Origin of the sequence: Bacillus sp. UNC437CL72CviS29 (assembly GCF_000482345.1) — a bacterium.
Classification (GTDB): Bacteria; Bacillota; Bacilli; order Bacillales; family Bacillaceae_G; genus Bacillus_A; species Bacillus_A arachidis.
In genome coordinates, this window is record NZ_AXVB01000016.1 from 1 (window position 1) to 26,387 (window position 26,387).

The 26,387-nt window shown below is 34.8% G+C and carries 23 protein-coding genes and 4 pseudogenes; 22 read left to right on the top strand and 5 right to left on the bottom strand.

Features of this window, described 5'->3' with window-relative positions; translation table 11 throughout:
- The 3 genes and pseudogenes from M014_RS0114465 to M014_RS30135 all read left to right on the top strand — a co-directional run.
- On the top strand, nt 1-132 hold a 132-nt coding region (locus tag M014_RS0114465; RefSeq protein ID WP_026592387.1), incomplete at its 5' end, for an IS3 family transposase.
- Nucleotides 133-139: 7 nt separating this feature from the next.
- Nucleotides 140-806: pseudogene (locus M014_RS26970) on the top strand (HAD family hydrolase).
- Between the two features lie 396 nt (nt 807-1,202).
- Complete coding sequence (locus M014_RS30135) at nt 1,203-1,517, top strand: hypothetical protein (RefSeq protein ID WP_026592388.1); 315 nt, start codon at nt 1,203-1,205, stop codon at nt 1,515-1,517.
- Between the two features lie 903 nt (nt 1,518-2,420).
- On the opposite strand, the gene M014_RS0114485 is transcribed toward M014_RS30135, so the two are convergent.
- The gene (locus M014_RS0114485; RefSeq protein ID WP_026592389.1) at nt 2,421-2,804 is read right to left on the bottom strand and encodes a hypothetical protein; all 384 of its coding nucleotides are present in this window, start codon (nt 2,802-2,804) and stop codon (nt 2,421-2,423) included.
- A 26-nt stretch (nt 2,805-2,830) separates the two neighbouring features.
- Here M014_RS0114485 and M014_RS26980 point away from each other — a divergent pair, with 26 nt between their 5' ends.
- The 5 genes from M014_RS26980 (at nt 2,831) to M014_RS0114510 (ending at nt 7,064) form a co-directional block, all read left to right on the top strand.
- Nucleotides 2,831-3,280, top strand: coding sequence for a hypothetical protein (locus M014_RS26980; protein ID WP_081811050.1), 450 nt, complete (start codon nt 2,831-2,833; stop codon nt 3,278-3,280).
- A complete protein-coding gene (locus M014_RS28400) occupies nt 3,238-3,723 on the top strand; it encodes a peptidase G2 autoproteolytic cleavage domain-containing protein (RefSeq protein ID WP_081811040.1) in 486 nt (161 codons plus the stop codon). Before M014_RS26980 ends, M014_RS28400 begins: the two co-directional genes overlap by 43 nt.
- 442 nt (nt 3,724-4,165) lie before the next feature.
- A complete protein-coding gene (locus M014_RS0114500) occupies nt 4,166-4,675 on the top strand; it encodes an ankyrin repeat domain-containing protein (protein WP_026592391.1) in 510 nt (169 codons plus the stop codon).
- Between the two features lie 617 nt (nt 4,676-5,292).
- Nucleotides 5,293-5,952, top strand: a complete 660-nt coding sequence (locus M014_RS29210; protein ID WP_051588578.1) for a hypothetical protein — start codon at nt 5,293-5,295, stop codon at nt 5,950-5,952.
- A 413-nt stretch (nt 5,953-6,365) separates the two neighbouring features.
- Nucleotides 6,366-7,064, top strand: coding sequence for a hypothetical protein (locus M014_RS0114510; RefSeq protein ID WP_026592392.1), 699 nt, complete (start codon nt 6,366-6,368; stop codon nt 7,062-7,064).
- 314 nt (nt 7,065-7,378) lie between these two features.
- Here the strand turns inward: M014_RS0114510 and M014_RS26990 are convergent.
- Nucleotides 7,379-8,274, bottom strand: a pseudogene (locus M014_RS26990) (IS4 family transposase); the annotation flags it as partial.
- A gap of 622 nt (nt 8,275-8,896) precedes the next feature.
- On the opposite strand from M014_RS26990, the gene M014_RS0114525 reads away from it, so the two are divergent.
- From M014_RS0114525 to M014_RS0114545, 5 genes and pseudogenes are all read left to right on the top strand, one after another.
- Nucleotides 8,897-10,063 carry a serine hydrolase domain-containing protein gene (locus M014_RS0114525; protein WP_026592395.1) on the top strand — a complete coding sequence of 389 codons (1,167 nt, stop codon included), beginning with the start codon at nt 8,897-8,899 and terminating at the stop codon, nt 10,061-10,063.
- 93 nt (nt 10,064-10,156) lie between these two features.
- Nucleotides 10,157-12,241 carry a serine hydrolase domain-containing protein gene (locus M014_RS0114530; protein ID WP_026592396.1) on the top strand — a complete coding sequence of 695 codons (2,085 nt, stop codon included), beginning with the start codon at nt 10,157-10,159 and terminating at the stop codon, nt 12,239-12,241.
- A 427-nt stretch (nt 12,242-12,668) separates the two neighbouring features.
- Nucleotides 12,669-13,385: pseudogene (locus tag M014_RS26995) on the top strand (Rpn family recombination-promoting nuclease/putative transposase); the annotation flags it as partial.
- 257 nt (nt 13,386-13,642) lie between these two features.
- Nucleotides 13,643-13,789, top strand: a complete 147-nt coding sequence (locus tag M014_RS29215) for a hypothetical protein (protein WP_155924334.1) — start codon at nt 13,643-13,645, stop codon at nt 13,787-13,789.
- A 175-nt stretch (nt 13,790-13,964) separates the two neighbouring features.
- On the top strand, nt 13,965-14,879 hold the full coding sequence (locus M014_RS0114545) for a GNAT family N-acetyltransferase (RefSeq protein WP_026592397.1): 915 nt from the start codon (nt 13,965-13,967) through the stop codon (nt 14,877-14,879).
- 486 nt (nt 14,880-15,365) lie between these two features.
- Here the strand turns inward: M014_RS0114545 and M014_RS0114550 are convergent, their stop codons facing one another.
- Nucleotides 15,366-16,238, bottom strand: a complete 873-nt coding sequence (locus M014_RS0114550) for a LysR family transcriptional regulator (RefSeq protein ID WP_026592398.1) — start codon at nt 16,236-16,238, stop codon at nt 15,366-15,368.
- Between the two features lie 163 nt (nt 16,239-16,401).
- Here M014_RS0114550 and M014_RS0114555 point away from each other — a divergent pair, with 163 nt between their 5' ends.
- Complete coding sequence (locus M014_RS0114555; protein WP_051588579.1) at nt 16,402-17,508, top strand: pyridoxal-phosphate dependent enzyme; 1,107 nt, start codon at nt 16,402-16,404, stop codon at nt 17,506-17,508.
- A gap of 165 nt (nt 17,509-17,673) precedes the next feature.
- Here the strand turns inward: M014_RS0114555 and M014_RS0114560 are convergent, their stop codons facing one another.
- Together M014_RS0114560 and M014_RS29220 are read right to left on the bottom strand one after the other, a co-directional pair.
- Nucleotides 17,674-18,144 carry a hypothetical protein gene (locus M014_RS0114560; protein ID WP_026592400.1) on the bottom strand — a complete coding sequence of 157 codons (471 nt, stop codon included), beginning with the start codon at nt 18,142-18,144 and terminating at the stop codon, nt 17,674-17,676.
- Between the two features lie 53 nt (nt 18,145-18,197).
- Nucleotides 18,198-18,347, bottom strand: a pseudogene (locus tag M014_RS29220) (IS4 family transposase); the annotation flags it as partial.
- Between the two features lie 159 nt (nt 18,348-18,506).
- On the opposite strand from M014_RS29220, the gene M014_RS0114570 reads away from it, so the two are divergent.
- The 8 genes from M014_RS0114570 (at nt 18,507) to M014_RS0114610 (ending at nt 26,263) form a co-directional block, all read left to right on the top strand.
- On the top strand, nt 18,507-19,211 hold the full coding sequence (locus tag M014_RS0114570) for a lantibiotic protection ABC transporter ATP-binding protein (protein ID WP_026592401.1): 705 nt from the start codon (nt 18,507-18,509) through the stop codon (nt 19,209-19,211).
- Between the two features lie 3 nt (nt 19,212-19,214).
- Nucleotides 19,215-19,967: a lantibiotic immunity ABC transporter MutE/EpiE family permease subunit gene (locus M014_RS0114575; RefSeq protein ID WP_026592402.1), complete on the top strand. Its 753-nt coding sequence runs from the start codon at nt 19,215-19,217 to the stop codon at nt 19,965-19,967.
- Between the two features lies 1 nt (nt 19,968).
- Nucleotides 19,969-20,727, top strand: coding sequence for a lantibiotic immunity ABC transporter MutG family permease subunit (locus M014_RS0114580; RefSeq protein ID WP_026592403.1), 759 nt, complete (start codon nt 19,969-19,971; stop codon nt 20,725-20,727).
- A gap of 48 nt (nt 20,728-20,775) precedes the next feature.
- Nucleotides 20,776-21,438 carry a response regulator transcription factor gene (locus M014_RS0114585; protein ID WP_026592404.1) on the top strand — a complete coding sequence of 221 codons (663 nt, stop codon included), beginning with the start codon at nt 20,776-20,778 and terminating at the stop codon, nt 21,436-21,438.
- On the top strand, nt 21,426-22,787 hold the full coding sequence (locus M014_RS0114590; protein WP_026592405.1) for a sensor histidine kinase: 1,362 nt from the start codon (nt 21,426-21,428) through the stop codon (nt 22,785-22,787). The genes M014_RS0114585 and M014_RS0114590 overlap by 13 nt, the downstream gene beginning before the upstream one ends.
- A gap of 1,298 nt (nt 22,788-24,085) precedes the next feature.
- On the top strand, nt 24,086-24,868 hold the full coding sequence (locus M014_RS0114595; protein WP_026592406.1) for a putative protein N(5)-glutamine methyltransferase: 783 nt from the start codon (nt 24,086-24,088) through the stop codon (nt 24,866-24,868).
- Nucleotides 24,869-25,530: 662 nt separating this feature from the next.
- Entirely contained in the window at nt 25,531-25,851 is a 321-nt protein-coding gene (locus M014_RS0114605) for a PadR family transcriptional regulator (RefSeq protein WP_017151750.1), read from the top strand.
- A 70-nt stretch (nt 25,852-25,921) separates the two neighbouring features.
- A complete protein-coding gene (locus M014_RS0114610; RefSeq protein ID WP_026592407.1) occupies nt 25,922-26,263 on the top strand; it encodes a DUF1048 domain-containing protein in 342 nt (113 codons plus the stop codon).
- Nucleotides 26,264-26,387 lie beyond the last annotated feature (124 nt).

The following is a 26,387-nucleotide window of genomic DNA, read 5'->3' on the forward strand; positions in this document are numbered from 1 at the left end:
ACAAATTTAGAAGAGTTGATCTTAGAATTGGACGACTACGTAAACTGGTTTAACAATGTTAGAATCCATGGAACACTGGGCTATTTGAGTCCTGTTCAGTACAGGCAAGAACACCTTAAAAAAATTGTCTAGTTTCGTGTTGACATACCAGCTATTCGATTTAGATGATACCTTACTTAATAGGGGTAAGGCAGTAGAAAAAACTGTTTTTAATTATTTTAGAAAAGTGTTATGAGGGTGTTAAACACTCGGTTAAAAACAAAATGTTACAAAAATTTAAAGAGTTTGATAATGGAGCCTATGGCTATAGTGATAAAACAGAAGTTTTGGAATCATTTTTTGATGAATTTCCACCAAAATATAGATTGCCACACAATTACATTCAAGATTTTTGGAATAATAATTTTCCTCATTGTTTTTCTATAAACCAAAATACTATAAATTTCGTGGATACTATAAAGATGCAAGTTAAAGTTGCAATTATAACAAACGACTCAACTCAGAGACAAAAAGCTAAAATAATTAACACTAATTTAAATAGTTGTTTTGATATAATAATTATTTCTGAAGAAGTGGGAATTAGTAAACCTGACAAACGCATATTTGAATTAGCATTAAATAAGCTTAATGTGCAACCGGAAGCCGCATTATTCGTTGGAGATGACATAGAAAAGGATATTGGGGGTTGTCAAAATGTAAATATAAAGGGCATATGGTTCAATCCTCATATGGTCAAGAGCGATACCGAAATAAAACCATATGCCGAGATCAATTCTTTTGATAGATTATTAAGCTATTTTACATGATAAACATAATCAGAAGTTGTTTTACTTGACATATAGAAAAAAATTAAGATCTATAAAGCGGTTTTAGCTCACAGCTGGGATGGAAATACTTCAAAAGAAGTTGAAAGAAGGCTTACTGAGTTGGAAAGCCAACTTGTTTATAGAATTGACGCTTTTAGAAATATAGAAGTTGATTTAGAAAAGTATAGAATGGCGATGGAAGCCTTATCAAACCAATTTATGATGACGTGCCCTAAATATTAAAAAAACACTCGCATCGAAGTGTTTTTTGCATTTTTCTCCTATATTCTGATAACAATTTGTATGATATATTCTTTGATAAATACAATCTTCGAACTAAAACCATATATACTATATAAACGACATACAATAAATATAATTAAAGGGGAATAGAACTTGATAAAACATATACTCAGTTTCATCCTTGGAACTTTTGTTATATTAATTGGTTCCTTTTGGGTCATTCCTTATACACTCGAAGCAATTGACAGCGACGTAAGCCATATTACTCATGAAAAAAAGTATTTTAGTAAGCTGTATGAATATGATATTAACCTTTGGATAATTGCAAACCTGATATTCTTGATTTTTTGTTTATTTACCTTATTTATATTAAAGTTACCTGATTATAAGAAGAACAGAAGTACTCATATAAAAAAATATCATCATACAAATCAGCGTAAAAAAGCAAAGAAACGACGTGGCAAATAATTATTTATTATAAAAAATAATTTATTCATTTTGGATAATATAAAAAGAGACCTATAATACTCGTTATTTATATTTGCGATTGCACTAATGAGTATGGCTGCGACTATGCAGGGAGTTTCAAGACATCATCTGTAAATGGCAAACCGATAGGTCTACTAGGGGACACTATACATTGCTATCAAGTTGAAAAATTAATTTTTTCCCAAAACGAAAAAAGTGAGCTGAACTCTCATAAGGGTCACTTTATCAAAAAAAGAAAATTGTATGTTTAGACATAAATACACCGGTTTCCAGTATATTTAGCAACCGGTGTATAGTTTACTAGTTAAAAGCAGGGCCTGTTCTTTAAGAAAATATCCCTACATAATGTGCAGGAGCCTAGATACAAGTAGACACAACAATTCTTCATACTACCTAGCTTTTAGCTCTTTAATTTTTAAAGTAAGCCCACTTCTTTTCGTAATTTCTATCGTTTCTTTCCATAGGCCATTTTTGTGATTAAGCCAATTCTCCATATATTCTCCTAAAATCATATTTATATATTGTTTGAAATTATTATCAATAGATTCTCGATCGAATAAAATATTATAAGAAATAGTAGTTACTACGCTAGCTTGTATTTCAATTTCTTTAAAAATAGGAGCCGGTAGTAGGACGTTATGTAAATTAGAAAAGTATAATGTATGCATCTTTAATTACTGGTAGAAACATCGAGCTTTTGACATCGATATCCCTTTTAAAACAACTCACTTCCTTTAACCAATACATAAAAAATTAATCTACTAGTTAGAGGATGATTTTTTGAAAAAACACTTTTGTCCCTTTCAAATAGATTTCTGAACACATATTTATATACATCAACTCTATGATTTATGTAGAAAATATATCAAAAAGAAGGGGATTTTATGTCAGAGCAAAACGAAATGAATCCTTATGAAAACCAAGGTGAAGAAAATCAGAATAAAGAAATAGGGTTTCCGCTATAACGCCTTGTTGTAATGGTTGCATTCGAGTTGATCCTGAAATAGGATGTGCCGTAGAAGAAGGAACCAGCACTGCTAGTAGATTTGCTTCCCATGCAGAAGGAAGCAATACCACAGCTAGCGGATTCGCTTCCCATGCGGAAGGGTCCTTTACAAACTCCAGGGGATTCACTTCCCATACTGAAGGAAATAATACCACTGCCAATGCAGAAGGAATCCGTAATACCGCAAGCGGAAGATCATCCCATGTAGAAGGAGAACTAACCATCGCCAGTAAAAGCAATTCCCATGCAGAAGGAATCAATACAACCGCCAGTGTATTTGCTGCCCATGCGGAAGGAACTAGTATGGAAGCTAGGGGACAATCTTCTCACACCGAGGGGGAGGGCTACAAGAGCCATTGGTGATTTTTCACACGCTGAAGGAGGAGGTTCACAAGCGAGTGGTGAATCATCTCATGCGGAAGGAAGCGGTACCATCGCGAGTGGAGACTTTTCCCATGCAGAAGGGAGAAGAACAGGGACAGCCCTGCATGCAGGAGCCCACATTATGGGTAGATTCGGTATTGCAACGGATGATTATTCATGGCATTTAGCAAATGGAACTGATAATAATAATCAATCACTAGCAGCTAAAATTTTGAATAATGGAACGGGGATTGCTGATAACGGATGGGTTATAGGTAATGCTGATTATGCGGAAATGTTCGAAATAGTTGACGGTCAGCCGATTGATGTTTGTTATTTTGTTACCTTTGCAGTAAAAGCGATAAAATCCTAAAAGCACTTAAAAAAGATGACTATATATTAGGGATTACAAGCTCTACTCCTGCTGTATTGGGTAACAGTGGAGAATTAAGGTGGAAAAATAAATATGTTATGGATGAATGGGGCAGAGTACAATACCAAGATGTTGTTATTTCGGCAGAAATGGATGAACAAGGAAATGTAATTAGTCCCAAACATACTGAATCTCAGCCCATATTAAATCCTGAATGGAATCCTGCCGAAGAATACATTCCAAGGCTAAAAAGGCCGGAATGGGTGGCTGTGGGTCTATTAGGACAATTGTTAGTCCGTGATGATGGAACATGTAAGCCGGGTAAATATTGTATCCCGAATAATGAAGGTGTTGCGACATATTCCAATAAGGGGTATCGTGTGATGAAACGTACAGGACCGAATCAGATTTTGGTTTTGTTCAATGGGAATAGAATTACTTGAACCTACCGATAATCATTAGTTATATCACCCAACCTCTTTAATTCCGATAACAGGGGTTATATGAATGAAAATTCCCTTCATTTCTTCTGAAGGGAATTTTTATATGTTTTGTGCTTGGTTTTAGGTTAGCGAAAAGAGTTTTCTTTTACAAACGGTTTAAATTTTTTTAAAACGGTGTGTATTTTTTTATAAACAATTAAACTTTATTTCAAACCAACAAGTAACGCTTCTTGTTTTTTCTGGATTTACTAATTCTTTATGGTGTAATATCGATAACTACGGATAGGAACGGAATTTGTTAGGAGGCGAATCTTTATAATAACGCTGGAGTTTGGATAAGATGTAAATATGTCTAATGACTTCAAACAGTTTCTTATAAACTAGGAGGAAATGTTTTTAAAGAAGCAGCATCAATGAAATAAAGATATTTTAGGAGGATTCTATGGATAATAAGGAAAAAGCAATAAGAATCTATGATTTAATTAAGAATGGTGATATAGAACAAGCGAAAGAGATAATTATTACTGATAAAAGTTTGCTTGATTTTGTAACACCTTTTGGAACGTGGCTACATGTTGCGACTAGAGCTGGTAAACTGGATATGATAAAATTTCTAGTTGAATCTGGTATAGATATTAACATAAACGAAGGTGTGTCAAAGTCAGCGCCTATTGCACATGCAGCTAGTGAAGGTGAAATTAGTATTGTAGAGTACTTATTTGATAATGGTGCAATATTAGATGCTAGTGATCCAAATAGAAATCCACTATTCTCAGCGATTTATGGCGGGCACCTTGATATTGTAAAGTATCTTTTTCAGAATGGTATAGATATTACCGTTAAGTACACAGGGGATAAAATGAGAGATATGGGAGCTTATGAATTTGCTATAGAAAGAGGACAAACAGAAATTGCTGAATATTTAAAGCAGAAGATGGATGAAAAAGAATAGGCTGTTAAAAAGTACATACCCCATGATGGGTTGTACCATCATAAAGTATTACGTGCAATGATAGAACAGAAAACGAAGTACGAGCTTAGGCGAGATGACATTTTATTGGGCGATGAATATAATCACATGGAATGTATACTAAACTAATGAACTCGTACAAACTCGTAAGCTATAACATAGAAGAAATCCGCATATTGTTATTATAATGCATGAAATGATAAATGCCTTTTAGTGGTAATAGTGCGTATTTCCTTTGAGAGTCTTTTATAAAGCTATATTTGACAGCTTTTTAAATTGTTTTTAGTGAAAAGATAAGATGTGAGTAGATTGCTATTAAGCAGTCTACTCACATCTTATTTATTATACAAGTGCAGGTTTAAATTCGTTTATCGTTTCTTGTTTTCCATTATTTGTATCCAAGTGTTGCTTTTGTTCCAGATTGAATCGTTCCATGATTGGCAAGTTGTTAACAGAAAATAAATATAAGTGGGGTTATGTAAACCTCCCTTGAATACAGTATACATTTTGAAATTTTGTAGGAAATGCTGGACAAGCATACAGGCACAACTATTAAAATCTTAATAGTATTTATTATAATGTTGAAAAGGAGATAGAATATGGGAGACCACTATAATAAATACTGTAAGCATTACAAAAATAGGTACGACGATCACTGCAGAGATAAGTACAATGATTACTACGATGATAAGTACTACAAGCATTGCAAAAATGAATGCGACGATCATTCTATTGAAATAAATGTAAATTGTTGTGATCATAAGAAAGGACCAACAGGACCAACAGGACCAACAGGGCCAACAGGACCAACAGGACCAACAGGACCAACAGGACCAACAGAACCATCAGGTATAGCTAGTGTTTCTTTCACAGGTAGTAATGAAATAAGACCTGCGCTCACGCTAACTTTAACACTTCCACCTATAACAGTATTACCAGGTCAAGCAGTTGATTTGGATGCCTTTGCTACAGCCCATTATGTCCCATTTGAGGGTTTAACTATGTATGGTGCAGGCGTTGTAATCCAGCTATTTAGGGATAGAAATCTTCTTACACAGGCAGCTGAACGTGTTTTTTCAATACCAATAACAACTTCTAGCCAGCTTGATTTTAACCCCTCTGTTACGTGGATAGATTTTCCTCCACCAGGCACTTATCAGTATAGACTTGAGATAATTAGTGAGCGTTTTGGTATAAATGATAATGAAAGTAATTTTCGAGCTCGAGCTCTTAAAGCAAAAGTTTTGAATATAACATAACACTTGTATTCTATCAATGACATTTCATTTAATAGTTACTACTCACGTACAATTTATAAAGTTATATACAAATTTCCTGTTTTTCACCCTTTTTGGGGATTCCGTCCTATGCTTTTTATTCCACGAGTCACTTGATCACGAGCCTCTACACCCTCATGGTCAAGTGACTTTCGCGGCATAAACGCATAGAACATCTAATAAACGCTGTTATACCAAAATAAAGAACCATGGAGAATAAAGTGAACCCCATTAATGGGACATGAAAAAAACACCTCCTTAATTCGCATACTAAATGTGAATTAAGTGGAGGTGTTTTTCATTTGAAGAAAAGAGTTCATTATGCCAGGTATTCAAGATACTATCTATTTATGATAAAATTCTAAATATTAAAACTATTATCCGGGAGAAAACAAATGAATAAAGCTTATTTTTATTTTATTTTTTCATTCGTGTTGTTGGTTCCTTCCTGTATTCCCATGTTCAATATTATTAGGGAGGACTGGATAAGTAAAAAAATTGCAGATACATATGAAATACATCATGCTTATAAAGACAGTGAAGGTTTTGAGAATGTACTAGATGCTGAGGGAATAAAAATAGATGATGTACATATCAAGATATTGGAAGAAAGAACTCCTTCCAGTGGAGTAGTTAAGGCCCATCTTTTTATAAATGGGGTAGAAGTTTCTACTCCTGATGAGATATTAATTTCTAATGATCCAAGAGATGGGAGATATTTTTCGTGGCTAGATGTGTTAACTGTAAAAAATAAAATAAGTGGTGAAGAACAAATATATTTTCTACAGAGGATAACAAGTAATGGTTATCCTTTAGAAGAAAGAAAATGGAAAATTATTAGCATTAATAAAGATGGTAGCTACAAAGAAGAAAGTTTTAGCTATGCTACAAGAAATCAGAATTACTTAGGGGTAGCCCTTGTTAATTTTTCTGATACAGGTCTAAAATTAATGGGGTACCATTCTGATATAAATGGTGCGTATCCAAGTATATTTTCCCCAATAATCTACCCTATATTTACAAGTTTATTAGGTATTATTTTATTAATCATAGCAATAAAATCAAGAATAATTTTAAAAAAGAAGTCCTCCTAATTATTGGTTAACATTTAGTTAATGTCAACTAACCGAAATATTTCCAGGATTGATAGGAGTGTAATATATGTAAAACAAGGGACTGAAGTGTAGATTGGTCTACAAACATTCCCTTGTTTTACTAATGATATTAAGTTTTAAGAATTATTTAACATGGCATATAGCCTATACTAAACTGTGTGTGCCAGTTAATTCATGAATTATTCCTTGTAAACAATATTAATCCCATGCCCATAAAGCTGGAAAACTTGACAAAAATTCCTCTTTTGGTTGCCAAGGCAATAGGGCTTTGAATTCTAACCGTGGATCTAATTTTGCCGTTTCCTACGTTTATGAATTTGAGTTGATGTGAGTCTGTATATTACAACCCGCGACGGTAGTTTTTGTTGTCCAATATAGGCATTTCGAATTTCATAAGTATCTCCTGGTTTTATTTGATGCATAATATCTTCAAGGTTAAGTAAAACATATAAAGATTGCTTTTTTACTGTTTCATCCCGAAAGAATTCTGGAGATTCATTCTTCACATATACTCTATTATTTAACTTTAACCGTGAAACATAGAATACACCTCGTTGATCCATCTGGTCTAAATCCTTTAGAGAAAAGTATCCTAAATCTCGATTACATAAATCTCCTGGGCATAAGGTATCTAAACACTCTGTACCAAAGGTTTTATCATTATTTTTACCTTGTTCCACCTGAAAATTGAGGAATTTTCCACTATGTAAATCATACTCTAGCTGAATCTTAATACCAGCTGTTTGTGCACATCCTCCTGAACCAGGATAAATAGGGGCCAAATGATTGGGACCTGAAAAATAGTAGCATCTAAAATACGTATACGTTGAAAATAAGAAGTGTATTGATTTGAAATTTGAGATGAATCGTTTAGTTGGCTTTTGACTAAAAGAGAAAATACACGCTGTAGAAATAAAACAGCGCATCGATTAAAACGTTGATTAAGTTCCTCTGGACTCATCAGTGTAGCTGTATTTGCATAAAGTTGACTACATAATCGGGTGAGAGAATCGCTTGCTACGTGTTGACTAATCCAAATACATAAAGCAACCAAATCTCGTGCACCATACTTACTTTTACGTTTTACAAAACCTGTCTCTTGTGCGAGTTGTTGAAGAATATGTGGAGATAGATATCGCTGTAGTTCTTCAGCGAACAAATGAAACTCATCCTGAATCGATAGACTCATACAAAAACGCCATCCTTTCTGTATATTTCTACAAAAAGAATAACGTCTTTTTTACTTAATGGATAGTATAAAACCTTAGCTTGATAGCTATGTGACGTGACCCCCTATATATGATAAGGAATAACGTAAGGAAATGTATAGGTGAAATATTTAATAGTATATATGTATTTAAATTTATTTTTCGGAATAAATAAACTTTTGTATTCCGTCAAATTCCTATCAAATTAATACAACTAAATGTCATTAAAATAAAAAATAATCAATTATATAAGTGATTTTGAACGTAAGAAATCTGTAAGGAATAGGTAAGAAAAAAGAGATTTTCAGTGTGTATGATTAAAATGTAAAGAAGAGTGAGAGGAGGAACAAATACTATATATTTATATAAAAAAACAAATCAATTAATAAGACTTGTATGAAGGTAAAGAGACATTACAAAAGTTAACATACATCTGAAAAAAAGGGATAGACCATTTTTTAGGTCAGAAAGTCGTTTGTGAAATAATGGGTATAAGAATGGTTACAAATTTAATATCGCCCTTTTGTCTTTGGTTAAGACGGATTAGTTTAAAAACAGCAAATAATCATCTATAAAATATGAATAGGGGAGAGGAATATTTTGATGAAAAAGCATCGTCAAATTACATTTACAGGTTTAGCAATTTTAATAACTGGAGGTTCACTGTTATATACAACTCCAACCTCAATTGTAAAAGCGGAGTCCATTCAAAATGTATCTAGTTCGTTACAAACAAGCACTCAAAGAGACCGTAATTTCGTCAAAGAGGCAATGCGGGATACATTGCAACTTGGATATCCAGGGATACTTGCTAAAACTTCTGAGGGTGGAAAAACATGGAGTTATGCAGCTGGGATAGCGGATCTGAGTACCAAGAAACCAATGAAAACAGATTTTCGTTTTCGAATTGGCAGCGTGACAAAGACGTTCACTGCAACAGTTGTACTGCAATTGGCCGGAGAGAACCGCTTGAATTTAGACGATTCTATTGAAAAATGGTTGCCTGGTGTCATTCAAGGAAATGGATATGATGATAAACAGATTACTATCCGGCAATTATTGAACCACACAAGTGGTATCGCTGAGTACACAAGATCAAAGGATTTTAATATGATGGATACAAAAAAATCTTATACTGCTGAAGGATTAATAAAGATGGGAATTTCCATGCCCCCAGATTTTGCTCCAGGAAAGAGCTGGTCGTATTCAAATACAGGATATGTATTACTAGGGATTCTTATTGAAAAAGTAACTGGGAATAGCTATGCGGAAGAGATTGAAAATCGGATTATTGAACCGCTTGAATTATCGAATACATTCTTACCTGGAAATTCAAGCGTGATACCAGGAACCAAGCATGCTCGTGGATATATCCAACTAGACGGGGCAAGTGAGCCAAAGGATGTTACTTATTATAATCCAAGTATGGGGAGCTCAGCCGGAGATATGATTTCTACTGCTGATGATTTAAACAAATTCTTCTCCTACTTACTTGGAGGTAATTTATTGAAAGAACAGCAACTAAAGCAAATGCTTACTACAGTCCCTACAGGAACAGATGAACTTGGTGATTACGGTCTTGGGATTTTTAAAATTAAGCTTTCCAACGGTGTATCGATATGGGGACATGGAGGCACCATTCCTGGATTTGTAACTTTTGCTGGAGGCACACTTGGAGGCAAGCACACATTGGCCGTCAATTTGAACAGCCTTAAAGCTGATAGTCCTGATCCTTTTAAAAATATTTTACTTGCTGAATTTAGCAAGTAGGCTAAGAGGAAAAATGGATCAATTTTATCATATTTTTATAGCTGAATAAATAGATGATAAAATTGATCACTTATCTAAGGAGGTAATTCCCTCATGAAAAATGAGCTAACTGGTGTGTTAGCCGTTGCATTAGCGCTAACTATGATTCTACCAACAGGGGCGAAAGTATTTTCTGACAGTAAGACTACAGTTGTAACTGGTGAAGAAGTAGCTAGCCAAGAACTAAAGAAGATTGCAGCAGAGAAGGCGGCGCTACTTACGAAGTCCCATGGGGCGACTAGCGTGCAGTATGCGCTAATTGATAATGGAGAACTTATTTTGTCGGGTCAGGCTGGCAAGAACGATATGGAAGGGAAACAGCCGCTAACAAAAGATACTCTATACGGGATTGGTTCAGTCAGTAAAATGTATGCAACAGCGGCTGTAATGAAATTGGTCGATGAAGGAAAAGTCGATTTGGATGCTCCTGTTGTCCGCTATGTTCCTGATTTTGAGATGAAAGACGGTCGATACAAACGTATTACACCACGTATGTTGTTGAATCACTCCTCTGGCTTGCAAGGTTCTACGTTAGGTAGTGCATTTTTATTTAACGATAATGATACCTATGCCCATGATGTCTTATTGCAGCAATTGTCCAAACAAAACTTGAAAGCAGACCCAGGCGCTTTCTCGGTATACTGCAACGATGGCTTTACGTTGGCCGAAATTTTAGTGGAAAGAGTCAGCGGTATGAGCTTTACAGAATTTCTACATCAACGGTTTACAGAACCTTTAAAGATGCATCATACAAAAACGCCGCAGGACAAATGGAGAGACGAAAAGCGGGCTGGACTTTATTTTCCTCCGTACCAAGGGCAACTTCCAATTGAATCAGTGAATGTGATTGGTACGGGAGGGATATCTTCTACGGCAGAAGATATGGTACGATTTTCACAATTATTTATGGGACAGGGAAAAGGAATCCTCTCTGATAAAGTAGTCAAAGCGATGGAGCAAGAGGAATATAAAAAAGGTATGTGGCCAGGGGATGGAGATAATATTTTTAACTATGGTCTTGGCTGGGATAGTGTGAAACTATACCCATTTAGTGAATATGGGATAAGAGCTTTGGCTAAGGGCGGCGATACGGCGCTACAACATGCTATACTAGTCGTGCTTCCGGAACAGAGAATGGCAGCAGCTGTGTTGTCATCCGGTGGACGAAGCTCTACAAATCAATTGATGGCAACTGAATTGCTGCTCGCTGCGCTTAAAGAGAACGGTACTATTAAGGATGTCAAGCCGAACAAATCCTTTGGCAAGCCAGTCAAGGTAAAAATGCCTCAAGACGTAGCAAAGAATGCAGGCTTTTATGGCAATAGTGAAACTCATTTCAAAATTGAAATTACGAAGAAAGGAGAATTGTTCTTAACATCTAATCGAGAAGAAAAATATGTATATACTGCGGATGGAAGCTTTATTAATGAGAAGGGCACTTCCAAGCTCAACTTCGTGATCGAGAAGAATGGGAGAACTTATTTGAAGGAGAGCACATATAAATCGCATCCAGGCTTAGGGCAAGGTGTGATGACTCACTATTTAGCTGAGAAACTAGAAGACAACGTGTTATCGAAGAAAACCGCTGCCGCATGGGCGAAGCGGGAAGGTGTCAAATTCTATCTCGTAAATGAGAAATTTAGTTCTATTGAATATCTCGTACAACCGAAACTTATTATTACACAAATTAATCGCGACGAAGGCTTGGCGGGCTATTGGGATGGCAAAAAAATTATAGGTCCAAACACAGCAACGCATCAGCTCCAGATTCCAGTGATGAATGGCCGTGATACGACGGAAACGCACTTCTATACAGAAGGTGGCAATGAATATATGGAGATGGCCGGATTGTTATACGTAAGTGGAAGTAATGTAAAACCACTTGATGTAGGGAGATCATCTAAAGTTACGCTACAAGCAAATGGGCATGCGAAATGGTTTACGATCCCAAAAGCGGCAGCCGGGAAAATGATGAATGTGACATTGCCATCGAAAGGTTCGTTCGTGGTATATGATGAAAAGGGAGTATGCGTTAATTTTACCGTTGTGAGTGGCAACAACAAAGTAAAACTGCCGAAGAACGGAACAGTTGTATTTGCTGGGGCACCGAACTCGGAATTTGTAATTTCGGTAAATTAACTGCAATTCAAGATGAACTTCAACAAAACCAGTATGATACAGAAAAGGTGTATTGCTGGTTTTGTTTGTATCTATTCATTATCTTTACGAAAAAAATTTCAACAAATAATATCAAGCCTAAAATCTATAAAAACATCTATCATACCAGTTCTGGGCATTTATCCTTTGCCTTACTCATATTTTCGGTATAAATACGTTCGCAACAGGAATTATCTGAGGTTTATAAAATTTATAATGATACTCATAATTATAAAGTACAGAGAAACTAAGTTCTTAAGTTGGTAGGCAAGCGATGCTACCCCACATTCATCAACTTAAGAAAACAAATTCACCCCAAAATGAAAAATAAACTTTTTTATTACAAGTTAGGACAAAATTTTGTTTTGGGGGTACTATAAAATTTTAGCTTGATGGGTATGTGGTAGCACCACATACCCATAAGTCTTATGAAGATGATAAGTTATCGATTTTAGATTTATTAGCCACACTAGGCAACGGAACACAAGTGAATATAGAAATTCAGCTTCGAAATACACATGACATGGTAAAACGCTCTTTATATTATTGGAGTAAACTCTATACATCCCAAATGCAGGAAGGGATGCCGTATCGTTCTCTTCGAAGAACAATCACTATTAACTTGTTAGATTTCATATTATTTTCTTATGACGAATCATTTCACACCATCGGACAATTATGGAATGTCAAAATACAACAGGTATTAAGTGACGATATTGAAATCCATTTTGTAGAGATTCCAAAATTAGTGAAGCAATGGCGTGAAGAAAAGGTAAATCCATGGGAAAATACATTTGTCCATTGGATGTTATTGTTGCCAGCCCATGAAGATGAACACTTAACTCAGACATTGGAGGAGATTGCGATGAATCATGATCCAATTTTACAAAAAGCAATGAATAAATGGGAAAATATGAGCCATGATTCTTCTTTCCGCACAGCTTATGAAGCACGTGAAAAAATACTTCTAGATGAACAAGCTAAATTAGCTCATGCACATGAGGAAGGTAAATTAGCTGAGCGTGCACAATTAATCCGTGGTATGCATAAAAATGGAATGCCGTTAGAAGATATTGTAAAATTTACTGATCTAAGTACAGAAGAAATACAAAAGTTACTACTATAATTACTTCGCACCTAATTAAAATTAGGTGCTTTTTTCAGTTCCTGTGCAAGTGTATGTAAGCTTTGTATGAGAACCGCTATAACATGAAATTCATTTGATTATAGTCAATTGAAAGTGAATATAAAACTACCTGCAAGAATGCACCATTTCTTTTCTATTTACCTATAATGTTGTTTTAATAATTTATCATGTTCCGACAGAAGACTCCTTCCTCAAAAATGTGAAGGTGCGCAACACCAATTTTAGGTGGGAGATGAATGTCGGAACATGATAAAATGGAATTAAAAGGAATGGGCGTTTGTATGGATTTTAGTATGGGTGAAATCATTTATTTAATAATCGTAATTAGACTCATTATACTATTTTTCGTTTCTGAGAACACTCTTTCGAAACAATTCCTATAAGGAATCTACCTTACGTAATGTTGAAAAACTTCAACATATTTAAGAGAGTTCACTTGATGAAAGATGGACTATTTTTTTGAAGATAAATAGAAATTTATGTTAAAAAATAGAGGGGTTGTGAAATAATGTTCTTAAACTAACGGGCAGTTTAATTGAAGAAAAAGGGGAGAAAAATATGAATGAGCAAGTTCAATCTTTGGATGAACTTATTGATTTAGAAGATGGGTTGAGATTAGTTTATCAAGAACCCAAAGAATACATTCGATATTATTCCATTTATTATGGACAAAAATATGCAGACTACTTTTTTAGAAGGTCCTCGGAGGCATTATTAGAAATTGCATCTATTTTTGACTGTGGATATTTAATCATGAATGACGAAAACATCATTGGTGGTGTTTTCCTAAAGCCAAATTTTATGTCAGATTTATTTGTTGTCCCTCCTTATGGGGATTATGAAGGATTAGTCCACAAGCTTTTAAACCATTTGAAAAAGGTATCGAAGACTGAAGAGAAAATCATTCTGAGAGACATTGTAGAAGAACACGTACCAACTTATGAACAAAAAGGATGCCAGGTTCATGAAATTAATTATTGGATGATTCGTCCAACACAATCATTAAAGGCAATGCTTCCTGAAGGGTATATCTCTAAATCTGTTTTAGGTGAAGATATAGATGATATAGCATGTTTAATTATGAAATCCTATAAAGAAAATCCAGCTTTTAAACAAATCGGAACCAAAGAAGATTATACTAATCACGTAAAGGCGTTCATAGGAAAATATCAAAATAATAAAATCATGGATGAGTGTTCAAGAGTTATTATAGAACAGAGCACGAACAATATTGTTGGTGTATGTCTGCACATGGAATTTGAAGGCTATCCTCTAATCATGAGTTTAGCCGTAGACCCTAAACATCAACATAAAGGTCTTGGACGATTTTTGTTAACCCATTCTATAAACATATCAAGTAAAGAGTACCCAGCTACTCGTTTAGCTGTAATCAAAGAAAATCCAGCGATTAAGCTTTATGAAAACCTTGGATTTATTAGGAATAAATCTTTAACTGATATGTATGTAGTATGATTGAATAAAAAAGATGAGGTCCCAAGAGTTGTTAAACTAACGGGTTCTTTATGAAGAAGATGTAATTTAAATCCATAAGAAAAGGAGCTTGATTATACAAGCTCCTTTTTATTGTGCTATTTTCATTTTGTACAGTTTCTTGGCTATGAATAGTGGAGTAAATATTCAGCATAAAGCGAGCCATCTTTTTTCTTAAAATAAAAAGATGACTCGCTTTATGCTGAAATTCGTTTAGCGTATATTTTCGTTAAAATGTGGGCGGCACGCCTAAAATTAAGGAATAATGAGATTTTGATTTTAAGACAGGTTTTGAGACGGATAACATAGCATTATTTCAATATTAAGTAGAAAGCATAAAGAAGTCTCAAAAACGAAGGTTTTTGAGACTTTTTTAAAAGTGTTGAACAACTGTATATTTCTACAAAAAGAATAGCGTTTTTTTCATTTTATGAATATAAATTTACTCTATCTTGATAAAAAGTGTATTTAAAATAAGTATTTTTTTAAAGAATCTATGCAATAATGAATAGCCTCGTTATTAAGTGCGGTTGACTTCGCAATGAGATACACTTTTTGAGGATATAACAGATTTAAAGACTCATATGCAAGTTTATGAACTTTCTCCAAACCATCTGATGATTCAACGATTCGATCCGGAATAAATGCAATACCTTGTCCGGATTTTACAAAATCCAGTAAAGTTTTACTGTGGCCGACTTGCACAAAGGGTGTAAACGATTCACCGAATTCTCTAAAAAACCAATCATCAAAAGTTCTTCCCCAATCTAGATATACGATTGGATAGTTTATAATGTTATTCCAAGTAAGTCTTTCATTAATATGAAAAGAAGAGGCACCATATAAGGAAAAATAATCATACCCCACTACTTCAATTTTAATATTATCATTTAATGGAGCATGATAAACAATTCCAATATCTATAGAACCATCTTTAACGCCCTCCATTATTTGTGGAGAGTGGTCTGTTACAAATTTAAAATGTATATTTTTAAAAGCAGTATGTATATGTTCAACCCACTTCACTAATACAGGATTCCATAAAGAATATGTTAATCCTAGACAAATTATCTTTTCTTTCGTTTTGTACTCTTTAGCAATGTCTTTTGTTTTCTCCATTATTTCTAACTGTCTCTCTAGCAACGGTAATATTTCTTTGCCAAAATCAGAAAGTTCAACTTTTTTGTTTGAACGATAAAACAAAGGTTGTTCATAATAGCTCTCTAAATTTTTAATTCTAGTAGTAATTGTTGATTGAGTTACATGTAGTTCGTCAGCAGCTTTTGTAAAATGTCGATGATTTGCTACAGAAAGGAATGATTTAATTTGTTCATAGTCCAAGAATATCACCTCTTTATTTGAAAAATCAATTATCAGCATAGAATAATTCAATTAGACAATAATCAATAATCATTTTACACTAATTAACGAATAAGGAAATATAAACGCAGCAAAACAAAATAAAATATTAATTATATTATTTGAAATTAGGAGATGGTTTACATTGAAATTAACTATTAAAAAAAATCCTAAAATAAATTATTTGCAATGCTTACGTTGTTATAACAACTATGATTTTGCTGATTTTTTTGAAGGTTGCCCAAGATGTTTGGTTGAAAATATGCCGTCAAGTTTAAAAGTAATATATAAACAGGATGATACTACTTGTGCATTACCTTATAAATCTTACTTTTCTATGGGGGAAGGAAATACCCCATTGATTCCTATATCAATTGGTAAAGAAGAACTTGGGGAAATTTACATAAAATACGAAGGTCAAAACCCAACAGGCTCACATAAAGATAGAATGAGTTCTTTAATTGTAACAAGAGCTATTGAAACAGGATCCGAAGGTGTAGTTGTAGCATCTAGTGGAAACGCAGGGATTTCATTGGCAGCCTATGCGGCTTTCGGAGGTATAAAATGTGTTGTAATTGCTTCGAAAAACTTAAATAATCGTATTCAATCAATACTTAAAGGTTATGGAGCAAACTTAATATTAACTGATACATCTGAAGAAAGATGGATTAAATTGAAGGAATATTCCGACAAGGGATTTTACCCTGCCAGCAACTATTTAACACCTCCCGTTGGAAGTAATTTTATTGGAGTTCAAGGTTATAAAACTATTGCCTATGAAATTTTGCAACAATTGCAAGGAAGAGTGCCTAATAAAATCATTGTTCCAGTTTCAAGGGGAGACCTATTGTGGGGAATTTGGCAAGGTTTTAAAGAAATTACCCTAAATAAAAATACAATAAAACTTCCCAAAATGATAGCAGTTGAGCCCTTTCCTCGTTTAACAAATGTATTAAATGGAGTTCACTATATAGAAGAGTTTATTGGAGAAACTGAGCTGAAATCATTAGACGGAACAACGGTGACTTTCCAAGCTTTAAGTGCATTACAAGAATCTAATGGGTTAGCAGTAGTAGTTAATGAAGAACAGGCAAAACAAGATCAACAATTCCTGTTAACAAAGGGTCTTTTTCTTGAAAATTCTTCTGCCACAGTAATCCATACGATAAATCAATTAAAGAATCAAAACCTCTTAAAGAAAGAAGACATCGTAATTGCTATGGGGACATCTTCAGGTTTTTTAGAGGTTTAAATTCATCCCATCTCCATCAAGCTAAAGTTTTATTACACCCCCAGAACGCAATTTTTGGGCTTTCTTGTGAAAAAAGCTTATTTATCATTTTGGGGGTAACCTGTTTTCTTAGGCTGATAGTGATGTGGTGATACCCCTCATAGTTAATTTGTTTTCTTGCATGACTTAATCCTCTCTAACTAAATAGCTTTTATTCTTATCTTCCCAGTATCTATACTCATAGAGTACTTGTTCATCAAATCGCTGTAAATAACCTCTCCAGTTATTCGGAATATATTCTTCAAAAGATATTGATTCCGGATAATTAGAATAAAAAATTAAACGCTCAAAATCTATCAAGAAACATGGATTATAATCATAATAGGCTTCTTCTCTATTAGTTCTTAGTTCCCTTAAAAATTCTAACCTAATATCTTCTGTAAATCTTTCATATTTTTCTATTCTTTCTAAAAAATGAGCTATTGTAGCCTCATTTAAAATACTAATGCCTTTTCTTTCTTCTGGATATTCACTAGGAGAGTACCCAGCTTGATTATAATCTAAATACCATAAATCCGGTTCAGTTATATACCAATTGAACTTATTTTTATATTTTACACCTACTATAATATTTTCTGTATATAAAGGCTTAATCATTTAATTAGTTCTCCTCTCTTACTTAATAAGTTTAACATTTTGGCCATATTCTACCAAACACCGACTAAATCTTTTGCTTGGTACTTGCTAGTTCGCTGAACAAAACCAACATCACTAGCAAGATCCTGTAAGGTATTTGGAAATAAGAAACTTTGAATTTCTTGAGCAAATAGTTGTAATTCATTAGATACAGAAATAGACATACAAAAACGCCATCCTTTCCTATGAATCTACAGAAACAACTTTTTTAACTTTATACAAAAAGCGCTTTTTCTTTGTCCCTATGTTTTTTCATTTTCCTTATAGAATTCTTATAATTGTCGTTTATTCTATACTCACAATATACGAGGAGGAAGATTAGAATGAATGAGATTATGTTAGAAACAAAAAATCTTTGCAAAACATTTCGAAAGCAAAGTGTGGTACAAAATATTTCGCTTTCTGTACCGAAACATTCAATCTATGGATTGTTAGGTCCTAATGGGGCAGGAAAATCGACCACTTTAAAAATGATAACGGGCATGCTTACGCCTACTTCTGGTGAGATTCATTTTGATGGTCATAGATGGACGCGGCACGATTTACATTCTATTGGTGCTTTAATTGAGTCACCTCCGCTTTATGAAAATTTAACAGCAAGAGAAAATTTGCTCGTTCGTACGACTGCTTTAGGATTGCCAAAGTCAAGAATTGATGAGGTATTGCGTGTTGTAGAGCTAGAGAATACAGGTAAAAAAAAGGCAGGGAAATTTTCGATGGGAATGAAGCAGCGATTGGGAATTGCCATTGCATTACTGAATCATCCGAAGCTTTTAATATTAGACGAACCAATGAATGGACTGGATCCTTTTGGCATACAGGAATTAAGAGAATTGATTCTTTCTTTCCCTAGCAAAGGAATTACCGTCATTTTATCCAGTCATATTTTAAGCGAAGTAAGTCAGGTTGCAGATCATGTTGGGATTATATCGAACGGTGTATTGGGGTATCAAGGAGAATTGAATAAGAATACTGATTTGGAAAGCTTATTTATACAAGTGGCGGGAAAATATAGAAGGGAGGCATAAGAAGTGATTCCATATCTTGTATCTGAAAAAATCAAAATCAGACATACTTTTTTAAATAAACTTATCTGGCTAGCTCCATTAGTTCCGATGCTGTTTGCTTTTTTATTATCAGGGGATTATTTTCAACTATCTAGTTACAACTGGTGGTACATTACTATTCTTCCAGGAATGCTTTCTTTAAGTTGTGTACTTCTTGCCGAGAAGGATAAAAAAATGAATAATCGGGCTATTTTATCTTTACCCATTTCATTAAAACAAGTATGGATTTCTAAAATATTATTGGTTTTAGGAATTTTGATCTGTTCCGGCATGATTTTTTTCTGTGGCATACAGTTATCTAGTTTACTAGTAAATAAAGAGAATTTCCAAATCATTCCTGTAATGAATGTATTATTAGGAAGCATTGTTTTGATCGTGACTTTTATGTGGCAAATTCCTATATGTTTGTTTTTAGGTAACAAGATAGGTCTATTTCCCACAATTCTATTAAATATGGGGGCAAATGTATTTTTAGGAATTCTATTTGCAACAAAAAGTATGTGGTGGATGAATCCATTCACATATCCAAGCAGACTCATGATTCCGATTGTAAAAATACTACCGAATGGTTTGTATGCAAAACCAGAGAGTGTAACGTTTACGCCAGAACTTCTTTCCTATTCTGTCATACTGCCAGGCGTGATCATTTCGGTAGTGTTGTTCATTTTGTTCACTTATATGACAACAAAATGGTTTGAAAAGCAGGAGGCAAACTAAAATGGGAGTCTTACCAAGGGGATTAAGAGCTGATTTTCTCAAGATGAAGAGTACGATTTTTTTCTGGATACACATATTGATGCCAATCATCGGGATTGTTCTGTTTTTAAGTTATTACTCCTTTTCAAAACTTGATTCTATGAGTAAGGTTCCAGGCTATATACAAGTATTATCAATAGCTTTTCCGCTCTTAATTAGTGTTGTATGTTCTTTTGTTGTGGAACAGGAAGCGTTAGCAGGGAACTTTACAGAACTTTTAGCAACAGAACACGGAAAGCGGAAAGCATTTATTAGTAAATTCTGTTTACTGTTAATATGCGGGTTTTGTTCGACTATATTGGCAGTCTTTGGGTTTGCAGCAGGTTTTCATTTTTTGTTAGGGCAGAATGAATTTCCCCTTTCTTTGTATTTTGAGATTTCCTTAATACTTTTTGGATGTCAAATCTTTATGTATCTATTTCATCTGTTCTTGAACTTTCGCTTTAGTAAAGGTGCTTCCATTGGAGTCGGCATTATAGAAAGTTTACTGGCAGCTTTAATGCTTACCGGGCTGGGAGAGGTTATTTGGAAATACATTCCGTGTGCGTGGGGGATGAGATTGTGTAGTAGTTTTTTTGAATACAGATTGAGACCTGATTCGTTTCATGCCTTACAAGGAGATACTCAAATGGGAGTAGTTATATGTATTTGCTCAACGATTATTGCGTTTGTTATGTCACTTATATGGTTTTCTTTTTATGAAGGGCGTAAAGAAATGTAAACACATTTTGTAAAAACATCATTATAATGAAAGGAGGAGGGGATCTGTATGGCAAAAATATTAGCAATTGATGATGAAGAAGGCATTCTTTATATTATAAAAAGCGCTTTAGAGAAAGAAGGATATGAGGTAACTGCCGTTCGTAATCCTCTTACAATTTCCAAGAACAAATTTTGTCATTATGATTTAATTCTATTAGATGTCATGATGCCAGAAATAGATGGATTTACACTCTGTCAGGAGATCCGAAACTTGGTAGATAGTCCTATTGTCTTTCTAACTGCTAAAACAATGGAAAAGGATCTGATCACAGGGTTTAGTCTTGGCGGAGATGATTATATTACAAAACCTTTTGGAATTGGTGAACTGCGTGCAAGAGTGTCAGCGCATGTAAGACGTGAACATAGGGAAAAGCAAAATGCCTTTTTTCTGTCAGGTCTTACATTTAATCTATCGTGTAAAGAAGTAAGGTATGACGATACAGTTATCCCGTTTACAAAAAGCGAGTATGGAATTAGTGAATATTTAGCTCTGAATCACGGTCAAGTATTTTCAAGAGAAAAGATTTATGAAAATGTTTTTGGATATGATGGCGACAGTGACAATCAAGTCATTGTGGAACATATTAAAAATATCCGCTATAAATTATCTAAGTATGGCATGAATCCAATAGAAACAGTGTGGGGAATCGGATATAAATGGAAAAAGTGAAAAGACAAATAAATCTCCGCAAAATTTTTATACGGTATATTTTCGCATTTTCAATAGGGACAATTGCTTTAGTCATTTTTCATCTTAGTTTGTTCAGTATTGGAGTTAACAGGGGGATGATTCTTCCGGCAAATTATTATGAGAAACAGATTGAATCGCAAAGAGACGCCATAGTAAAAGCGAAGCAGGGCGATGATCAGATTTTAAAACAATATAAATATGCTGTGTATGACTTTTCAGGAAACATCATTCAAGGGAATATTCATAAAAATGATGCGAGGAAAATATGGGATAACGTACAGAACAACGAAATAGGTGGCGATGGATACTACTATGCAGTTATAAAACGAAATAAAGATATTTGTGTCGTTTTATATACTTTGCATACGAGTTATAAAAATCCTGTGTTGCAGAAGTATTTACCAATCCCGGACATTTCTTTGATTCTCTCTTTTATCCTATTATTTGCGTTAGAAGTGTTATTTCTATCTCGTTCTTTTGGTAAATCATTGTCAAAGGAAATGCTGATTTTGAAAAAGGTAACCGATAAAATTCAAAAGGAAGATTTAGATTTTCAAGTAGAGCAATCTAGAATAATAGAAGTGAATGAAATATTAGATTCCTTAGTAAAAATGAAAGATGAACTGAACGATTCCTTACGTAAACAGTGGGAGATGGAAATGAATCGAAGGGAACAGATTGCTGCTTTAGCACATGATGTCAAAACTCCATTAACGATATTGAGAGGGAATGCCGAGCTGTTAAATGAATTTATGCTGGATTCGGATCAGGGGAAATGTAATGAGCATATTTTGAAAAGTGTTGCTGAAATGGAGATGTATATGCAATCTTTGCTCGATATTACGAAATGTGAGGAAGTTAATTCACTTCAATTTAAGCAAATAGAACTCCAAAACTTTATTGATCATATTATAGAAGAAAGTGCAATTTGTACTTTGGACAAACAGTTACATGTAATGAAAGAGGTTAAGGATATACCGAATTTTATTTATGCTGATGAGGTTGTTTTAAAAAGGGCCATTATGAATGTGATGATGAATGCCATTGAATATTCCCCGGTAAATGGTGATTTGCTGTTCACAGTTGAAACTAGTAATAGTAAGGTCCAGTTCATTATCGAGGATGCAGGAAGGGGATTTACAAAGGAAGAAATGAGTTCAGCTACAGAGCAATTTTTTAGAGGCGATAAAAGTAGAAACTCAAAACATCATCATGGAATCGGACTATATATTGCGAAAAACTTTGCAAAGCAGCATGGTGGAAATATTTACTTAAGTAATTCAGAAAAGCTGTGCGGTGCAAAAGTTGTTTTGGAAATATCAGTGTAGAAGGGATGCAGGAAGAGGCTTTGTTTATTTCATAATAGATGAGATTCTATAGAGAATGTGAGCGAATATGTGGTTCTATGGGCTATTTTACTTTGAGTTTGTGAAATGAAAAACACAGATTTTCCATTTAGGGGGTACTTTAAAATCTTAGGTTGATAACGATATGGCAGTACCCCTAAAATGATTATCTCCATCTTACTAAATCTCGATCTTCTTAATATATCCCAAATAAAGACACTTCTTTTCTCAAAGGAGTGTCTTTATTTGGGATATATAATATTGTTTAACGTAAATTCCCCTTAAAAAATATGCAACATTTTATACAAGTTTCTGTACCAAAACAGCCAAAATCAAACACAATAAACTGCATTAAATCAGTATTGTATAAAATCATGTCTAGGATGATAAAGAGAGAAAACGAAAAAACCTAATGACATCAAGGGATTCTCCGTTGTCCTTGCTACTGATAATGATGCGTTATGTTATATACTATATACATTCAAAATTGAATTTAGGTAGGCTACTAGGCATACATCCAATCTAAGCTTTGCCCCTGAGCATAAACTAGTTATAAGTCTAATTTTAAAAATAAGGAGTGAACTTCGAATCATGATATATATACGACAAATGCCACCTTATACCCTGAATCCTTGGGGGCTTCAAAATTGTTTGTATCGGTTCACGTATTTGCGGCTTAGAAACGGAGACAATTTCTGGTTTTTTTTAACGACTGTCGGGGAATCAAGAATTTACGGCTATAGGTTTTTCGGCGGAAGATGGAATCATTATTCGGTTGCTTTAAGCGATATTGTTTCCTTCCATTGTTCTCCTCCGACTCCAACTCTATATTAAAACACTGCGCCTGACCTTCGTAATCTGAACTAACACATTTTGAAGTAGCTAGATTTCGATCCCAAGCATAAAGTGTAGAACTTCCGAGAACGAATTTTACGTCAACTAGCACCTCTTACGGGGGAGCTAGTTGTTTTTTTACAGTAGCAAAGCTGAAATTTCATTGTTAGGAAATGTCTTATCTTATAAAATCCGCGTTTTTCCGTCAGTACCCCATCGCCATCAACTTAAGAATTCAGAATTGCCCCAAAACGACAAAGCTAGCTTTCTTGGATACTATCAATAATGTGCGTTATGTAAACTTCATATGTATATTGTATACGATCTTTTTATTTAAATATAAGGCAGTTGAAACAGGGGTTCTCCAACCTTTAGAGAATTATTAATAATAAACTTAAAAAGGTATCAAGAGTGGTGAATGAATGGGAAAGAAATTCGATTTTTATATAGACGCGGAAACAGAAAAATGTATAACAACCAGGCTTCGGACTGCCGGCTGTGTTTTTGCAGAAGATGAGGCGCAATTGCTTATCTCAGAGGCACAAACACAGGAAATACTCACCGACATGGTGGAACGACGAGTAGCTGGTTTTCCATTGGAACACATCATTGGTTGGGCAGATTTCTGTGGTACTCGGATAGCTGTGGAACCAGGAGTTTTCGTTCCTCGCCGCCGTACTGAGTTTCTTGTCCAACAGGCAGCTTACCTTGCTATGCCAGGAGCTATCATAGTTGATTTATGCTGTGGTACAGGTGCGGTGGGCGCTGCACTGGCTAGAGTTCTAGGTGAGGTCGAGTTGTATGCAGTCGACATAGATTCAGCCTCAGTGAGATGTGCTTGTAACAATATTAATTGGGTCAAAGGTAATGTGTACGAAGGTGATCTCTACCATCCACTTCCAACTAAACTGCGTGGGTGCGTCCATATTTTGGTCGCAAACGCACCCTACGTACCTACAGAGGCAATTAAGCTGTTACCTCGAGAAGCCCGAAAATATGAGGCAAGGGTGGCACTCGACGGTGGAGCGGAAGGACTAGATGTCCAGCGACGGGTAGCTGCTGAGGCATCACTCTGGCTGGCCCCTGATAGCCATCTACTTGTTGAGACTAGCCAACGACAGGCATCGCAAACTGTTGAGATATTTGCTCAAAACGGGCTAATCCCACAGGTGAAAAATTGTGACGAACTGGATGCTACTGTTGTAATCGGAACTCGACCATCTCTTTAGAGTGAATACGGATAGCTAGACATTACCACAAATAAAGGCCCAAGAATCTATAAATTCTTGGGTCTTTATTTGTACTTCCGATATCGGGATCTGGCTTATTTTCTTCTTGATAGAGTGAATACTTTAGTTGAATAAAATTCACCACTAAAAGAAACTTTGTTATGACCTATTTAGTTGCAGGGGTAGCTTGTGTAGTTATAGGGACACACTTTTTATTTTCACAGTTGAGTGTGTATGAAATTCGTATGTTAAAAAAGAAGTTGTATTTTTAAAAGTAAACAAAGCTATACTACACTTAACTTTTCCTATTAAGAATAGTGCTACGATTGTGGTTTCTGATTCGTCATATGATAAATTTCCGAATATAAGAATGTAAGGTGATCCTATGGTAGTTAAAAAGATCTACGGATTTTTAGTGAATAATTGGGAAGAAATAAAAGGAGTTACAAAAAAGGTAGGAGACAACAATGGGGATAGTTGTTTTTAAAAATATTTAGAAAATCCAGTTGACACCCATGCTACTCGGTGATACAATGTACTTGTAATAAGTGATGCTGAATAGTGTATTTTCTCAAAAGCTATTCAGTAAAAAATTCGCCTTGGTACTCTGTAATACTGAATATAAGTCAGACAGAATAGAGGAGGTAGAGGAGGAACTTAACATGGAAAATTTAACTGAAATGCTGAAAGGTTCACTGGAAGGTTGTGTGCTGGAAATCATCAGCCGCCATGAAACCTATGGCTACGAGATTACCCGCCACCTGAACGAGCTTGGGTTTACCGAAGTTGTGGAAGGGACGGTCTATACTATCCTTGTGCGATTAGAAAAGAAAAAACTTGTGAATATAGAAAAGAAACCGTCAGATATGGGGCCGCCCCGCAAGTTTTACTCACTTAATGAGGCTGGTCGCCAGGAACTTGAATTGTTTTGGAAAAAATGGGATTTTGTATCATCAAAAATAAACGTCTTGAAGTCAATCTAGCTTCATAAGATATTCCATCCGATATTTTTGGAGGGTCTTATGAAGCTTTATAAAAAAGGAGGAAAATAACATGATGGAAATGTTCAAAAAAATGATTGGTGATAAAAAAGAGTACAAAATGATGATGGCACGGGTTGGAGCCCTGCCAGAGGACTACCAGTTTGTATTTAAGAAAATTCAAAACTACATGTGGAATTTCTCAGCGGGAAACGGGATGGATATGCTACACATACAGTATGAATTAATCGATTTGTTCGAAGCCGGTGCGGCGGAAGGGAGACAAGTGCTAGAAATCACTGGGGACGACGTGGCGTCCTTTGCTGACGAATTAGTGGCAAATGCTAAAACATATGTCTCCAAGTATCGTGAAGATTTGAATCAAAGTATCATGAAGCGGTTGAGAAAAAAATAAATTTAATAAATAGTACCGACTGATTAGCTGGTTACAAATGTGAATTACTGCCATTGCTATTCAGTTATACTTTTAACACGGTACTAAGTAATACAGATTATCAGTCAGACTAGATAGGAGAGTA